This window comes from Streptomyces sp. NPDC012835 (assembly GCF_042900885.1).
In the GTDB taxonomy this organism is placed as follows: domain Bacteria; phylum Actinomycetota; class Actinomycetes; order Streptomycetales; family Streptomycetaceae; genus Streptomyces.
The window spans coordinates 294,075-309,574 of sequence record NZ_JBIBBW010000001.1; the positions used below are offsets into that span (position 1 = coordinate 294,075).

The window sequence follows — 15,500 nt, forward strand, 5'->3', positions numbered from 1 at the left end:
CGTTCCCCGCACCATGCTCCGGCCGCTCGTCGGCCGACGCACACGGCGGAATACCGCTCACGGTCCGGCCCCTCACACCGAATCAGCGCTGAGCGGCGTCCTCGACGTGGCCGGGGGATGACCATGGCAGAAGCAGAGCGCCGATACCTGTCGCCGGAGCACAACAGTGTCCGCTGGGACGATTTCCCGCTGCGCGAGGGCGATATCGTCGTCAGCACCCCACCCAAATCGGGTACGACGTGGGCACAGATGATGTGCGCGTTGCTCATCTTCCAGACGCCCGACCTCCCGCAGCCGCTGGAAGTCCTGTCACCGTGGCTGGACCAGCCCGTATGGCTGGACCGACTGCGTTCGCAGGAGGAGGTGTACGCGCGTCTCTCGGCGCAGAAACACCGCCGTGTCATCAAGACGCACACTCCGCTCGACGGTCTGCCGCTCGATCCGCGCGTCAGCTATCTCGTGGTCGCCAGGCACCCGCTCGACCGGGCCTTGTCCGTCTACCACCAGACCGCCAATATCGATGTCGAGCGGGTGTCCGCCGCCCAGGACGGCCCGGACGCACCGTCCGGACAGGCTCCCCCGGCGCTCCCGTCGATGCGCGAATGGCTGCAGTACTGGTGTCTGCCCCAGCCGACCGACGACCAGGGAATAGCGGTTCCCGAGAGCCTGCACCAGACGGTCCATCACCTCTATGACGCGTGGAACCGGCAGCGGACGCAGCCGAACGTGAAGGTCCTGCATTACGTCGACCTGAGCGCCGACCTGGCCGGCCAGATGGCGGCACTGGCCGAGTGGCTGGGCATCACGGTGAACGAGTCGGTCTGGCCCGATCTGGTGAAGGCCGCGACCTTCGACGAGATGAAGAGTCGCGCGGAGCGACTGGCGCCCGACACCGACATACTCAGGGATCCCGGGAAGTTCTTCCGCGGCGGGCGATCGGGTGACAGTCGGAGCTTTCTGACCGAGGACGATCTCGATGCCTACCGGAAGCGGGTCGGCGAGCTCGCTCCGAAGCCGTTCCTGGACTGGCTGCACCGCGACCCGCCCGTCAGCAGTGAGGGAGCCGCCGCCAGGGCGTGAAGACCTTCCCGTTCCCGAACCGCCCCTGACGCGGCCTGCCGGAAGCTCCGGCAGGCCGCGTCAGGGGCGGTTCGACCATGTCGGGCGCCACCTCGTCCGGGAGCGGCTCAGGCCGGGCGACCCGCCGGATCATCGCCTCGGGCCGCGCCTGACGCGGCGCGACCAGGTCCGCCCCGCACCGCGGCGGACGCCTCGCACTCCGCCGACGACCGGGACACGCACGGACCGAAGACATAGCCGAGTATTTTTATCTGTAATTAATTAGACATAAATCCCTCATTCGCATAAACGATTTAGCGCGCTTGTCTTTATTTAATTAAACGGGAACCGACTGTCGGTCACATATTTCCTTCGGCCATTGAGAACTCAATAACCTCACCCGTCACGGAGTGTCGCTGAGCCCTCGACACCGGTCTGCGAGTATGGGATTGTGACGTGAGCTGCTTCTCGCTGAACAGAAGCAGACATTATCGGGGGATTTCGGATCTACGAACCTGCACGTCCAGGAATTCGAACACATCCCCTGGTATTAAGGAGCACGAGTTGCTCGGATTCAGGAGCTTGATCTCGCCCGAGGGGCGCATCTGGGAGACGGAAGAAATCGTGGCCCGCATATTCGGGGCCACCGAGCTTCTGGCCGGCCGTGGAATCAAACCCGGTTCGCGGGTGATGATGAGCGGGGCCAATTCCCCGGAATGGGTCGTCGACTTGCTCGCGCTCATTCACCTCGACGCCTCGGTGGTCCTGGCCGATCATCGAGCCACCCCGTCACAGCGAGCGCGGATCCGCGCCCAGGCACGCGTGACGCTCGAAATCAGCGACGGTACGGGCGGCGGCACCGTGGCGCCGCGGCCCGCCGCGGACACGGCCGCCATGCCCGATGTCGCGCCCTGGGCACGGCGCCGGGACGCCGCGATCTCGTGGTCCTCGGGTACGACAGGCAGCCCCCACGGCGTTGTCCGCTCCGGTCGTTCGATCCTGGACAACCTCGCACTCAGCGCGGAACGGATGGGATACCGGCCCGACGATGTCTTCCTGCCCGTCCTGCCGTACTCCCACCAATACGGTCTGTCGCTGGTCCTCTGCTGGTGGCTGGGCGGAGGCACACTCGTGGTCTACGGGCCGACCACGCGCCTGGACCGCGCGCTGACGGTCGGCGCTGAGCACGGCCTCTCCATCGTGGACGGGGCCCCGTCGACCTACAGCAGCCTGCTCAACCTCCTCGACCGTCGTCCCGCTCTCGCCGACACACTGCGGACGGTACGGGCCTGGTGCGTGGGCGGCGCGCCGCTGGGGCGCAGCCTGGCGGCCCGGTTCCACGCCCGCACCGGGCGGCACCTGCTCGACGGCTACGGAGCGACCGAAGTGGGAAACATCGCGCTGGCGCCCCCTGACGATCCGGTCGGGTGCGGCACCCCGCTGCCCGGCGTGGTCGTCGAAGTCCACGACGACCTCGGCAGGCCGGTCCCCCACGGCCGGATCGGCGAACTCGTCGTGCGCAGTGACGGCCTGATGACCGGTCGCCTGGGCGACGACGGCGAGATCGTTCCGGTTCCGGGTCCCGTCCACCGCACCGGCGACATCGGCCTCCTCGACGACGCCGGCCGCGTCTACCCGATCGGCCGCAAGCACGCCGTGCACCGTGACGGCCACACGCTCTACCCCGACCACCTGGCCGAGCGGGCCGAGTCGGCCGGCGCACAGACGGAGGTCGTCGCCGTCCCCGACGAACGTCTGGGCTGTCGTCTGGTGTTCGTGATCGCGGACCCGGACGATCACGAACCCGCGCACTGGAAACGGCTGCTGCGCCCTGTGCTCGCCCGCTACGAGCAGCCGGACCACATCGTCGTGCTGCCCGCGTTGCCTCTCACGAACACGGGAAAACCCGACCTGTCCGTTCTGGAGAAGATCGCCATGACCTCGCTGTCCGCGTCGCACCCCACGATCACCGACGTATCCCCGTCCGACTCAACCGTCAGTGCGACCGACTACCGCATTCCCTTCTCCGACCGTGTCGACGCGCTGCGCGCGGTGCGCCGGTTCGTGGGCGACAACGAGGACTCGGTGCTGAGGATCCTCACCGAGATCTCGCCCCACCGCACCGCCGTCACGGAGATCCGGTCGTTCCTCGCCGCCCTCGACGGAGCGGAGGAGGAGATCCGCCGTGTCCGGCCCGGCTCCGTGCCTCGGACCGCGGTCTTCATGCCCTCCAACATCCCGCTCTACTCCTACGCGCTCTACACGCTCGTGGCGTCCCTCTACAGCGAGGAAGTAACCTTTCGGCCGTCCTCCGAGATCAAGAGCCAGACGCAGCGCCTGCACGCCCTGCTGGCGCCGGTTCACGGCTTACCGATCAAGCTTTTCGAACTGAGCCAGCGCAAGTTCGTGACAGGACCGGTACGCGAGGCGGACCTCATCGTCTTCACCGGCAACTACTCCAATGCCGAGAGCGTCCGCGAAGGGCTGGCGGAGGACCAGCTCTTCCTCTTCTTCGGTCACGGCATCAACCCCTTCGTGATCGCACCGGACGCCGACCTGACGCGCGCCGCACACGACGTCACGACCATCCGGCTCTACAACTCGGGCCAGGACTGTTTCGGTCCCGACGTCGTGTTCGCGCCGAAGGGCCGCACCGAGGAATTCGTCGGCCTGCTGTCCGCCAGACTGGCGTCGCTGCGCTTCGGGCAGAACAGCGACCCCGCCGTGGACTACGGCCCGATCGTCTACGACTCGGCGCTGGTGAACTGCTCGGACTACCTGGTGCGTCACGCGCATCGCATCCGGCACGGCGGGCGCATCGATCTGCCGTCCCGCAGGATCGAGCCGACCGTGCTGCTGTGGGGCTTCGACGACAAGATCCCCCTCGACGAGATGTTCGCTCCGGTGTTCAACGTCGTGGCCTACCCCAGCGCGAGGCTGTTGCGCGAACGGCTGTCGAACGCCTACTTCAGCGAACGCGCGCTGGGCGCGATGGTCTACGGGAACGATCCGGAGACGGTCAGAGTCCTGGCCAAGCGGCACCAGACCTGCGTCAACCACACGCTGCTCGACGCCGAGGACGCCAACCGCCCGTTCGGCGGACTCGGGATGAGGGCGAACTACATCTCCTACGGCGGCGAGCGGCACGCCGAACCCCTGCTCATGTCGCAGGCCGCGGCGCGGAATCTCCCGATGGCCGCGCCGGTCATGGAGGGTGGGAAATGACCCGGGTAGGGAAACGATACGCCGACGCGTGGTCCGCGATCGTCGACGTGCTGGTGGCGAACGAGGTGGACACCTGCTTCGGACTGCCCGGCGACGATCTGGAGCTGCTCCGTGCCCTCGACGCCGCCGGCCTGGATCTCGTACCGTGCCGGGACCAGCGCAACGCGATGTACATGGCGACCGGCTACGCGCTGCAGTCGGGCAGGCTCGCCGTCTGCGCACTGGGCAAAGGCCCGGCGGTCACGCACGCGGCCACGGGTCTGCTGGAGGCGCGGGAGTCCGGCGCACCGGTCCTCGTGCTCGCCGCCGGCGGGCCCGAACGCAGCCGGGGCAGTGGTGGATTCCAGGAACTCGACCAGGTCGCGGTGACAGCGCCCCTCGTGCGGTGGGCGCACCGGGTGGGGCATCCGGACCGGGTCGTCCCCGCGACGGTGACAGCGCTGACCCGGGCGGTCGGGCCGCCGTCCGGACCGGTGTATCTGGAGGTACCCGACGACGTGCGCACGGCGGAGATCCTCGTCACCGGACCGGCGCCGACGCTGCCCGAACCACTGTCCCTCGAGTCCGGTCCCGTAACGCCGGGGCCGGCCCTGGCGGCCATCCGCGCGAGCCGGCGTCCGGTGGTGCTGGTGGGCGGCGGAATGCGGCACCGCAACGACGACGGTGCGATCGAGCGGTTCGCCGAACGCCTCGGCGCTCCCCTCTTCACCACCGCGTCCGGCCGCGGTGCCGTCGACGAACGCCACCCGCTGTTCTGCGGGCTGGCGGGCCTCTACGCCGCGGCCCCCTTCCGTGAGCTGTGGTCATCCTGTGACCTGGTGGTGTCGCTCGCCGGGCGCCTCGAGGAGACGGTCACCGAAGGCGGGACGCCGTGGCCCCCGGTCGCGGTGGTGCAGGTCAACATCGATCCGGGCGGGCTGTCGGCGGAGTTCGCGGGGCCGCGCGTGCTCGGGGACGCCCGGCACGCCGTGCTCGGCTGGTCGCGGGCGCTGGACGCGGACCGCGAGGCCGCGCGCGCGGACGCGGACGCGACCGGGGTGTGGGCGGACAGGACCGCCGCCGCCCGCAGGGCCGTGTCGCTCCAAGTGGAAGCGGAGTTGGTCCGCGCGGCGGCGCAGCCGGGCATTCGCGTCGCCGAGCTGCTCGCCGCGCTCGACGCCACCGCCGGTGAGCGCCACGTGCTGGTCCAGGAGAACGGGTTGCAGGACATGTGGTCCTACGGCTTCCCCTTCCACGCCGGTGGCGGGTCCGTCGTGCCGTCGGAGCAGACCCCCTTGGGCTTCGGGGCGGCCGCGGCCATCGGGGTCAAGCGGGCCGCCCCGGACCACGAGGTCACCGCGTTCATCGGGGACGGAGCGTTCCTCGCGGCCCGCGCGGACATCGCCGTCACCGCTCCGGCCCACGGCGGTGTTCTCTACGTGGTGCTGTGCAACGGCGGCTACGGCTGGCTGGACGCCCAGCGCGCCCGCCTCGGCCTCGACGCGGAACGCCACCCCTTCGTCCGCCCGGGCGCGCCGCCGCCCGCGGTGGACGGGCCGGACATCCACTGTCGGGTGCTGAGCGACAAGGCCGCGCTGACCAAGGAGATGGTGGCCGCGCGACGGTTCTGCTCACAGGGAGGCACAGCGGTGCTCATGGTGCCGGTCGCCCCCGACGACATCCTCCCGGCCCTCCGCGACGCCGAGGTGGTTCCCCAGTGAAAGACACGAGAGAGCCGGGTGACGCCGGGCGCGGCCGGGCCCGGCGCCGGGTGATGGTCACCGGGTACGGGGCGGTGACGCCGCTGGGCCACAGTGTCGAGGAGACATGGACGGCGATGCTGGCCGGGCGCAGTGGCATCGACAGCGTGGACGCGATCGACGTGACCGGTCTCGAAGTCCGGATCGGCGGCCAGATCCGCGGCTTCGCACCCGGCCGCTACATGCCTCCGACGGTCAGTCGTCGCGCCGACCCCTACGCGCAGTACGCCCTCGCCGCGGCGCTGGAGGCGTGCGAGCACGCCGGACTCGTCGTGGACGACCGCCTGGCGCCGCGGGTCGCCGTGATCATCGGCAGCGGCTACGGCCCGGTGGGGTCGATCTACCGCGCCGCGAACCGGCTGCGCGACAAGGGGCCTCGGGCCATCAGCCCATTCACCCAGGTCACGACCGCCATGGACAGCGCCGCCGGCGAGATCAGCATGCGTCTGGGCACGCAGGGGCCCAGCCGTGCCCAGAGCACAGCGTGCGCCAGCGGCGCCGACGCGGTGGGCGCGGGGATGCGCATGATCGGCTGGGGGGAGGCCGACATCGTCCTGGTCGGCGGCGCCGACGCCTGCGTGACCGCCGTGGACCTCGCGGGCAGCGGCAATGCCCGCGCCCTGTCCAGGCGCAACGACGACCCGACCGCGGCGTGCCGGCCGTTCGACAAGCATCGCGACGGCTTCGTGATGAGTGAGGGAGCCGCCGTGGTGGTGTTGGAGGCCGCCGAGGTGGCCGGCGCGCGCGGGGCGACGGCCCTGGCCGAACTCGTGGGCTACGGAGCGAGTTCGGACGCGCATCACTGGACCGCCCCGCATCCGGAGGGACGGGGCGCGTGCCTTGCCGTCGAGGCGGCGCTGCGCGACGCGGGGATCACCGGGGCGGACGTGGACTACGTCAACGCGCACGGCACCGGAACACAGCTGAACGACGCCACCGAGACGGCTGTCCTGCGCAAGGTGCTGGGTGATCACGTCACCCGGATCCCGGTCAGCTCCACCAAGTCGATGACCGGGCACATGATCGGTGCCGCCGGAGTGGTCGAGCTGGTGGCTTCGATCCTGGCCCTCCGCACGGGAGATGTCCCGCCGACGATCAACTGCGACGAGCCGATCGACCCGGACATCAACTTCGTGCCGCACCGGACGCAACACCACGAGCGTATGCGGACCGCTCTCAGCAACTCCTTCGGTTTCGGCGGCCACAATGCCGCCCTCGTGGTCCGAGCGGTATGAGGTCCCGGCCGTGAATCATCTTCCGGAACCGCCCCCGACACCCGCCACCGTCACCCGCAGCGGGCCGCTCACCTGGGTCCAGCAGTGGCACTGGTTCGAACACACCATTCCCTCGCCGCGGCGGGTGAACCCGACGCCGCTCGCCGACCACTGCCACGTCCCGCCCCCGGCGACGCTCGCCGACGTCCACGCGGCGCTCGCGTCCCTCACCGCCCGCCACGAGGCGCTGCGCACCACGGTCGACCCGCTCCGCCCGGTGCAGCACGTCCACCGCGCGGACTGGGCCCCGCTGCCGGTCGACTGCGTCGATGTGCCCGACGCCGACGCCGACACCCTGGAGGCCGCCACAGCGGCGCTGGCCGCCTGCCCGATCGATCCGGAGCGCAATCCACCCTGGCTCGCCAGGGTGCTGCTGAAGGCGGGAAAGCCGTGTGCGGTCCTGTTGGCCGCCCACCACGTTCTGATCGACGGATGGGGGCTGGCGGTACTGATCGGTCAACTGCACGCCCGACTGCGCGGCGGCGCGCCGGCGGAGGGGGCCGTGGAGCACCCGCTCGACACGGTAGCCGCCCAGCCCCCGGAACGCGCCCGCGCGGCGGAACGGGAGTGGCTCACGCGCTACGCGAGCAACCCGACCGGTCTGCTGGCCCCGTTCGGCGGGACCGACAACGGCGGCGGGCGCCACCGCCTCCAGCATCGCTCGGTGGAGGCGTACGACGACATCGACCGCGTCGCCCGGCTCCATCGGGTCAGCCCGGAGGTCGTTGTGCTCGCGGCGCTGGCCCACGATGTCGCCACCCGTACCGGCGAACACCGGTTCCTCGCCTCGGTGGTGGTCTCCAACCGAGCCCGGGCCGCGCTGCGGAGCAGCGTCGGCGTCCGGGCCCTGACGGTCCCGGTACAGATCGATCTGCGCCCCGGCGCGGCGTTCGGCGAGGTGGCCGCCTCGGTCGCCGCGGCCTCGGCGGCGGCCTACCGGCACGGTCAGTACCACCCCGCGGAGCTGGTCGCCGCCCAGGCCCGCATGGACCGTCGCCGCGGTGTCGTGACCGTGCCCACCATCGAGTACAACTGCTATTCGTGGCCGCGCGACTACCTCGTTCCCGCGGCCGACACGCCGCCGGACGGGACCGCCACCTGGATCAGCAGCGCGCCCGACGAGCCCTGCGACACGCTCTACGTCGACCTCAGCCGCGACGCGGGGGTCGTCACCCTCGATGTCACCGTCGGGGACCATCTGCTCGACGCCGGGCAGGCCATGGCGCTGCCCGCCCGTCTGTGCGCTCTCCTGCGCGCGCTCGCCGACGGCGCCGAGTGCCCGGTTCCGGCACGCCCGCTCGCACCGGCCGCCTCCGGATGGTGGCGCGACCCGCGGGGATGGGTGTGCCCGGCCACGGTCGAGGAGGTGTTGCGCGGCCATCCCGGAGTGCTCGACGTGACCGTGGCGCCCGTCGCGGGGGAAGGCGACGCACCGCGGCTCGTCGCGTACGCCCGTACCGCCCCCGATGTCACCCCCGCCGATGTGCACCGTCATGTCCTGGACCACCTCGGCGAAGTGCCCGGTGTGCTGGCCCCGGACCGTTACGTCCTGTCCCCGGCCGGCCTTGACTGCGGCCGTCTCCCCGACCCGTCCCGCACCGTCACCGACACCGAAGCGGCGGGAATCCCGCCGGACCCGTCGCGCCCGGCCGCGACGGACGCCGAACGGGCTCTGGCCGCCGCCGTGGCCGCTGTCGGACCCGGCGCCCCGCCGGCCGGCTCGGTCGGCGGTCCTGTCGCCGTGGACATGAACCGTTGCCTCGCCGACCACGGAGTCACCCTGGTCGCCGTCCCTCGTCTGCTGGCGCTGCTTCACCGGTCCGGTTTCACCGGGATCGCGTCGGACGAGCTGGCCGGAACGGCCTCGCTCGGCCACCTTGCCGCAGCCCTGGAGCCCTTGCCGGCCCGGGCCCATCGTGGAGGAGAAACCTCACCATGACCGCGTTCCACGCCCCCGCACCGTCCGTCGACCGCCTGACCCCCTGGGCCTTCGCCGCTTTCGTCGAGGCGAACACCCACGACACGGCGTACCGCCCGCCGGTGGTGGACGGTCCCGTCGGGCCGACCATCGTCCGCAACGGCCGCGAGCTGGTGAACTTCGCCAGTATCAGCTTCCTCGATCTGGAGCGCCACATCCCGGTCCGGCGTCATTTCGCCGAGGGGGCGTTCGCCCACGGGCTGAGCACCAGCGGATCCAGGATGACCCAGGGGATCTGCCGCCCGCACCAGGTGCTGGAGGAGACGATCGCCCGCCACACAGGCAAGGAGCGGGCCATCAGCTTCGCCACCGGGCTCCTGGCCAACATCGGGTTCGTACACGCCATGAGCAGTTCGGCGCACTTCGACGCCGGGATCGAGGTGCGTAACAACGACACCGTGTTCGTCGTCGACCGTGATGTCCACTGGAGCATCTGGAAGGGCCTGGAGGGACTCGGCTACGGCCGCAAGGTGCACTCGTTCCGGCACAACGACGTCTCCGACCTGGCGCGCGTCCTGGGCCGGGTCCGGACCGGCAAAACCGTGGTGATCGCCGAGAGCATCTATTCGGCCGACGGCACCATGGGGCCGATCGTGGAGATTCTCGACGAGTGCGACCGTCACGGCGCCGTCAGCATGATCGACGACGCGAACGGCTTCATGGTGTACGGGCCCGAGAACCGTCCGTACGCCCGGGAGGCGGCCGCGATCCGGGAGCGGGCGGACTTCGTCATGGTGTCGCTGTCGAAGGCCATCGGTCTGGAGGGCGGCGCGATCGCCGGGCCGGCGGCGGCCATCGACGCCTTCGAACTGCTCTCCGGCACCTCGATGTTCACGGCCGCCATCCAGCCGCCCACCGCTTACGCCGCCGAGCGCACGATCGAGGCCCTCGCCGCCGATCCGGGGATCGTCGACGACTACCTGGCGCATTCCGCCCGCCTTCGCCGGCAGATCCACGAGGCCGACACCCCGACGACACCGACCGAGTCGTACATGCTCTCGGTGCCGATCGGGAGCGACGCCGCCGCCTTGCAGATGCGGGAGTGGTTCGTCGAGGACGGCTACCTCGTACCGGTCTTCTCCTACCCGGCCGTCTCCCGTAATCAGGCCCTTCTGCGCCTGTTCCCGCACGCGGGCCACACCGAGGAGCAGATGGACGGCTTCCTGCGCACACTCCTCGACTACCGACGGCGCCTCGGGCTCTGACGCCCCCACCGAGGCGCGCCGCACCGGCCGATGACCGACGGGCTCGACCGACCGGGCCGGCCCACTGCCCCTGGTGGGGATCCGCGCGGAATCCGCGCGGTGGCCGACTCACACCGACCCATCCGCAAGAAGGAGGAACCCTGGTGAACAGCACCGACATTCTCGACGCCATTGCCCAGATCGTCGAAGAGGTCGTCGGCGTCGATTCCGCGGCGGTGACCACCGAGAAGTCTTTCATCGACGACCTGGACATCGACTCGCTGGCGATGGTGGAGATGAACATGGCGATCGAGGACAGGTTCGAGCTGAAGATCCCCGACGAGCGGGCGGCGGAGTTGAGGACCGTCGGCGACATGGTGAGCTATCTCGCCGACCCTCGTTGACCGCCGCCCGACGGCCCGGCCGTCACACCGTTCGGCTGGTGCCGGCGGTACGTCGGCCGGGCACCCGTCCCGCTCGCGGGGCGGTGGGCGCGACGGTGCGGCGACGGCCCGTGGCGCGGCGGCCCGCACACACGGGCCGCCGCTCAGCGTGCCGGCGGCCCGCTCACCAGTCGTGGACGGATCCGTCGTGAAGGCGGTTGACCGGCAGATACGCCGGAGTGTACGGGTGGGCGGCGGCCAGTTCCTCGTCGAGTTCCACGCCGATGCCCGGGGCCTCGCCCGGGTGCAGGTGCCCGTCCGTGAAGGTGTAGGCGTGGGGGAACACCTCCTCGGTGAGGGCGGTGTGGCCCGAGTATTCCTGGATGCCGAAGTTGTGCACGGCGAGGTCGAGGTGGACGGCGGCGGCCATCCCGACCGGTGAGATGTCCTCCGGCCCGTGCACGGCGCTCTTGATCTGGTACTGGGCGGCGAAGTCGAACAGCTTGCGCAGCGGGGTGACGCCGCCGAAGTGGGTGACCGCCGACCGTACGTAGTCGATGAGCTGCTCGGTGATCAGGGCCTGGTAGTCGTACACCGTGTTGAACACTTCGCCGATGGCCAGTGGCGTGGTGGTGTTGGCGCGTACCAGGCGCAGTGCCTCCTGGTTCTCGGCGGGTGTGCAGTCCTCCAGCCAGAACGGCCGGTAGGGCTCCAGGTCCTTGCCGAGCCGGGCGGCCTGGATCGGGGTGAGCCGGTGGTGGGCGTCGTGGAGCAGGGGCAGTTCGGCGCCGAACTCGGCGCGTACGGCGTCGAAGACGGCCGGCGTGTGGCGCAGATAGGCGTCGGTGTCCCAGTCCTCCACCAGGGGACGGGCCTGCTGGTGGAGGATGGGTGCGCCGGTGTCGTCGGTGTCCGACACCCCGTAGACGGCCTTGAGACCGGGGATGCCGGACTGGATACGGACGGCGGGATAGCCCTCGGCCAGCCTGGCCCGTACGGAGTCGAGGAGTTCGGGTATGTCCCGGCCGTTGGCGTGGCCGTAGGTGCCGACGCGCTCCCGGCTGGCGCCGCCCAGCAGCTGGTAGAGCGGGAGCCCGGCGGCTTTGGCCTTGATGTCCCACAGTGCTACGTCGACGGCGGCGATGGCGGCCATCGTCACCGGCCCGCGCCGCCAGTAGGCCCCCCGGTACAGCGACTGCCAGGTGTCCTCGATCCGGTGCGGGTCGAGGCCGATGAGCAGGGGCGCCACATGGTCGGTGAGGTAGCTGACGACGGCGAGTTCCCTGCCGTTGAGGGTGGCGTCACCGAGCCCGGTGAGGCCCTCGTCGGTCGTCAGCTTCAGGGTGACGAAGTTGCGGCCGGGGCTGGTGACGACGACCTTCGCGTCGACGATCTTCATGCGTGTCTTCTCTTTCCGGATGTCGGAGATGTGGGGGGGGGTGGCCCCTGACCGGTGCGGGAGCCGGGGTGCGGCTCCCGCCGGGCGGGGGCTTCTCAGCCCTTGGAGGCGCCGGAGGTCAACCCGGCCACCAGGTACTTCTGTCCGAGGACGGCGGCCAGTACGACCGGCACGGTGATGAGGGTGGCGGCGGCCATGAGGCCGCCCCAGTCGGTGCTCGCGTAGGAGATGAAGTTGAACAGGGTCACCGGCACGGTCTGCGTCCGGTCGTCGGCGAAGACCAGCGCGAACATGAAGTTGTTCCAGCTGAAGACGAAGGCCAGCAGCGAGGCGGTCGCGGTGCCCGGCGCCGCGAGCGGCAGTGAGATGCGCCAGAAGGCGCCGAAGGCGCTCAGTCCGTCGGTGCGGGCGGCCTCCTCCAGTTCGACCGGCAGCCCCGCGAAGAAACTGATCATGATCCACATGATCAGCGGGACCGAGACGAACATGTGGCTGAGGACCAGCACGGTGTAGGAGCCGACGAGGCCCATGCGCGCGAACAGGTAGTACCAGGGGACGAGCAGCGAGATCGCCGGGACGATGCGTGCGACGAGGATGACGGAGCCGGTGCGGTGCATGCCGAACCGGCCCACCGCCCAGGCGGCGGGTACGGCGATGACGGCGGAGAGCAGCGTCGATATCAGCCCGATCAGCAGCGAGTTGCCCATCGAGCGCAGGATCTGACCGGCTTCGAGGATGCTGCGGAAGTTGTCGAGGGTGGGGTGGAACCACAGCCCGACGGATGGATCGGTGACCTGCACGTTGGTCTTGAAGGCCGCGGCGAACATCCACACGATCGGCAGGGCGAAGACGAGCGTCACGACCGCGATGGCGACGCCGCGGAGCCACGCGAGGTTCCTGCGCCTGCGGGCCCGCGGGGAGACGGGCGGGGCGGCCGATGGGACCGGGGCGGGGGAGACGGTGGCACTCATGCGTTCTTCCTTCCGCCGCGGCGGCGCAGCAGTACCACGACACCGATGATGAAGAGTGTGAACAGGACCAGGACGGCGGCCGCCAGACCGTACTCCTGGTAGTCGAAGGTGAGGCCGTAGGCGTAGACGTTGAGGGTCTCCACCTCGAAGTCCGAGCCGCCGCCCGCGCCCTTGGTGGCGTAGAGGATGTCGAAGGTCTTCAGGGCGTCGACGGCACGCAGCACCAACGCGGTGGCGAGCGTCGGGCCGAGCATCGGCAGGATGATGTGACGGAAGCGCTGCCAGCTGTTCGCCCCGTCGACCATGGCGGCTTCCTCGGGCTCCTCGGGCAGGGTGGTGAGCCCGGCGAGCAGCAGCAGCGTCATCATCGGCGTCCACTGCCATACGTCGATGAGCATCAAAGTCGGCAGCGACTGACCGACCGAGCCGAGGAACTCCTGCTGGGGTATCCCGACGGCGGCGAGCAGGTGGTTGGCTATGCCGTTGGTGGGGTCGAGGATCAGCAGCCACAGGATGCCGATCGCGACCGGTGTGGTGAGCAGCGGGATGATGAGAACGGTGCGCACCCAGCGCATCCCCCGGAACGGCTTGCGCATCAGCATCGCCAGGGCGAGCCCGAGCGCGGTCTCCAGCACCACAGCGCCGACGGTGAAGACCAGGGTGCGGCGGGCGGCGGGCCAGAACCTGCGGGTGTCGCCCAGGGCTTCGGTGAAGTTGCGCAGGCCGATGTGGGCCTTGTCGGCGTTCACCGCGCCGAAGGCGTCGGTCAGGCTGAGGTCGAGGGTGAAGGCCAGCGGGAAGATGATCATCAGGCCGACGAAGAGCAGCGCCGGAGCCAGCATGGTCCACTTCAGCCGCCGGTTGGCCTGCTCGAAGGTGCGCTGCCGGCGCACCCGGTTCGGCTTCGTCTCCGGCGGGCGGGCGGCGGCGGGGGCCGTGGAGACCTCGGTGGTGGACATCAGGACTCCTTGTGGCGGTTGTCGCGTACGAGGAACTCGGCGAACTCCGCGTCCGCGTCACGCACGACGGGCCGTACGGGCTCCCCGAGGATGCCGGCGACCAGCGGACGGCCGACGATGTCCCGGGCCCGGCCGACCTGCAGGACCCGGGGCCGGTCGTAGCCGAGGCCGCGTTCCGCGTTGACGCGCATGGCCTCGGCGAGGTCCGGCGGGAAGGAGGCCAGTGTCTTCGGGTCGGCCCACACCGAGGAGCGGGCGCCGGGTATGCCGTCCGACTGGAGGGCGGCCGACATCTCGGGACCCGCGGCCCACTTGATGAACTCCCAGGCGTCGTCGCGCAGCCGGGAGAACGCGTTGATGCCGAGGCTCCAGGACGGGATGTTGTGCGGCCTGGCACCGGCCGGTCCCGCGGGGAAGGGGGCGAAGCCGATGCTCTCGCGCACCCTGGACACCTTCGGGTCCAGGAAGTTGCTGTAGATCGCGTCGGCGTCGATGTAGAAGGCCGCCTTGCCCTGCGCGAAGATCGGCATCGCCTGTTCGAGGCTCATGTTGGTCGCGCCGGGCGGCCCGGCGTCGGCCAGCAGCCCGCCGTAGTACTCGTACGCGGCCAGTGCCTCGGGGCTGCCGATGCCGGACTTCCCGTCGACGACGAAGTCACCGCCGTGCGAGTAGAGGAAGCTCGACCACTGGGACACGGCGCCGCTGCGCTGGCCCCGGCCGACATAGCCGTAGAAGCCCTGCTTCCGCCGGGTGAGTTCCCGCGCGGCGTCCATCAGCGCGTCCAGGGTGCGCGGCGGCCCGCCGAGGTCCTCGACCAGATCCTTGCGGTAGTAGAGCGCGGGGCGTTCGGTCACCACGGGGACGCTCAGCACTTTCCCCGCTGTCACGGACGCCTCGCGCGGGGCCTTCTGGAAGTCAGGCCAGGCGAATGCGGTGTCGTCCTCGACCCGGTCGCTGAGGTCGGCGAGCCAGCCGTTGTGACCGAAGAGGAGCTGTTCCTGGAGCGCGCGGACCATCATCACGTCCACGTCGGTGCCGGAGGCGTTCAGCTTGACGTTGTAGCTGCTCGCGAGCTGGTCGGCGGTGAGGAGCGTCATCGAGACCCGCCGTCCGATCCGCTCCTCGAACTCCTCGGTACGGCGCTGGATCGCCTGGGACCACACATGGTTGATCGCCATGATCCGCAGCGGGGTGTTGGCCGCGGGTGTGCCGCGCCCGGTCGAACAGGCGCTCAGCGCCCCCACTCCGGCGGCCCCCACGACCCCTGCGGCCAGCCTGCCGAAGGCGCGCCGGCTCAGAAGCTGGCTGCTCGTGGACATCCTTGTCCTC

11 protein-coding genes are annotated in these 15,500 nt (G+C 70.3%); 7 read left to right on the forward strand and 4 right to left on the reverse strand.

Annotated features, from left to right (window positions below; all coding sequences use genetic code 11):
• Positions 1 to 117 precede the first annotated feature (117 nt).
• From ACFY6S_RS01135 to ACFY6S_RS01165, 7 genes are all read left to right on the forward strand, one after another.
• On the forward strand, positions 118 to 1,080 hold the full coding sequence (locus ACFY6S_RS01135) for a sulfotransferase domain-containing protein (RefSeq protein WP_388830167.1): 963 nt from the start codon (positions 118 to 120) through the stop codon (positions 1,078 to 1,080).
• A gap of 603 nt (positions 1,081 to 1,683) precedes the next feature.
• Complete coding sequence (locus tag ACFY6S_RS01140) at positions 1,684 to 4,284, forward strand: aldehyde dehydrogenase family protein (protein WP_388830170.1); 2,601 nt, start codon at positions 1,684 to 1,686, stop codon at positions 4,282 to 4,284.
• Entirely contained in the window at positions 4,281 to 5,984 is a 1,704-nt protein-coding gene (locus tag ACFY6S_RS01145) for a thiamine pyrophosphate-binding protein (RefSeq protein WP_388830173.1), read from the forward strand. The genes ACFY6S_RS01140 and ACFY6S_RS01145 overlap by 4 nt, the downstream gene beginning before the upstream one ends.
• Positions 5,981 to 7,258, forward strand: a complete 1,278-nt coding sequence (gene fabF, locus ACFY6S_RS01150; RefSeq protein WP_388830176.1) for a beta-ketoacyl-ACP synthase II — start codon at positions 5,981 to 5,983, stop codon at positions 7,256 to 7,258. Before ACFY6S_RS01145 ends, fabF begins: the two co-directional genes overlap by 4 nt.
• A 10-nt stretch (positions 7,259 to 7,268) precedes the next feature.
• Positions 7,269 to 9,236 carry a condensation domain-containing protein gene (locus ACFY6S_RS01155; RefSeq protein ID WP_388830179.1) on the forward strand — a complete coding sequence of 656 codons (1,968 nt, stop codon included), beginning with the start codon at positions 7,269 to 7,271 and terminating at the stop codon, positions 9,234 to 9,236.
• Positions 9,233 to 10,480 carry an aminotransferase class I/II-fold pyridoxal phosphate-dependent enzyme gene (locus ACFY6S_RS01160; protein WP_388830182.1) on the forward strand — a complete coding sequence of 416 codons (1,248 nt, stop codon included), beginning with the start codon at positions 9,233 to 9,235 and terminating at the stop codon, positions 10,478 to 10,480. Before ACFY6S_RS01155 ends, ACFY6S_RS01160 begins: the two co-directional genes overlap by 4 nt.
• 143 nt (positions 10,481 to 10,623) lie before the next feature.
• A complete protein-coding gene (locus ACFY6S_RS01165; protein WP_388830185.1) occupies positions 10,624 to 10,863 on the forward strand; it encodes an acyl carrier protein in 240 nt (79 codons plus the stop codon).
• A 163-nt stretch (positions 10,864 to 11,026) separates the two neighbouring features.
• On the opposite strand, the gene manD is transcribed toward ACFY6S_RS01165, so the two are convergent.
• From manD to ACFY6S_RS01185, 4 genes are all read right to left on the reverse strand, one after another.
• Entirely contained in the window at positions 11,027 to 12,241 is a 1,215-nt protein-coding gene (gene manD, locus ACFY6S_RS01170) for a D-mannonate dehydratase ManD (protein ID WP_388830188.1), read from the reverse strand.
• Between the two features lie 95 nt (positions 12,242 to 12,336).
• Entirely contained in the window at positions 12,337 to 13,212 is an 876-nt protein-coding gene (locus ACFY6S_RS01175; protein WP_388830191.1) for a carbohydrate ABC transporter permease, read from the reverse strand.
• Positions 13,209 to 14,171 carry a carbohydrate ABC transporter permease gene (locus tag ACFY6S_RS01180; protein WP_388830194.1) on the reverse strand — a complete coding sequence of 321 codons (963 nt, stop codon included), beginning with the start codon at positions 14,169 to 14,171 and terminating at the stop codon, positions 13,209 to 13,211. The genes ACFY6S_RS01175 and ACFY6S_RS01180 overlap by 4 nt, the downstream gene beginning before the upstream one ends.
• Complete coding sequence (locus ACFY6S_RS01185) at positions 14,171 to 15,490, reverse strand: ABC transporter substrate-binding protein (RefSeq protein ID WP_388830196.1); 1,320 nt, start codon at positions 15,488 to 15,490, stop codon at positions 14,171 to 14,173. Before ACFY6S_RS01185 ends, ACFY6S_RS01180 begins: the two co-directional genes overlap by 1 nt.
• Positions 15,491 to 15,500: the final 10 nt, after the last annotated feature.

Excerpts from the sequence above, each read along its gene's own strand:
- ACFY6S_RS01180 (WP_388830194.1), bottom strand. The coding sequence starts at position 14,171 with ATGTCCACCACCGAGGTCTCCACGGCCCCCGCCGCCGCCCGCCCGCCG.
- manD (WP_388830188.1), bottom strand. The coding sequence starts at position 12,241 with ATGAAGATCGTCGACGCGAAGGTCGTCGTCACCAGCCCCGGCCGCAAC.
- ACFY6S_RS01145 (WP_388830173.1), top strand. The coding sequence starts at position 4,281 with ATGACCCGGGTAGGGAAACGATACGCCGACGCGTGGTCCGCGATCGTC.
- ACFY6S_RS01160 (WP_388830182.1), top strand. The coding sequence starts at position 9,233 with ATGACCGCGTTCCACGCCCCCGCACCGTCCGTCGACCGCCTGACCCCC.
- ACFY6S_RS01175 (WP_388830191.1), bottom strand. The coding sequence starts at position 13,212 with ATGAGTGCCACCGTCTCCCCCGCCCCGGTCCCATCGGCCGCCCCGCCC.
- ACFY6S_RS01135 (WP_388830167.1), top strand. The coding sequence starts at position 118 with ATGACCATGGCAGAAGCAGAGCGCCGATACCTGTCGCCGGAGCACAAC.
- ACFY6S_RS01185 (WP_388830196.1), bottom strand. The coding sequence starts at position 15,490 with ATGTCCACGAGCAGCCAGCTTCTGAGCCGGCGCGCCTTCGGCAGGCTG.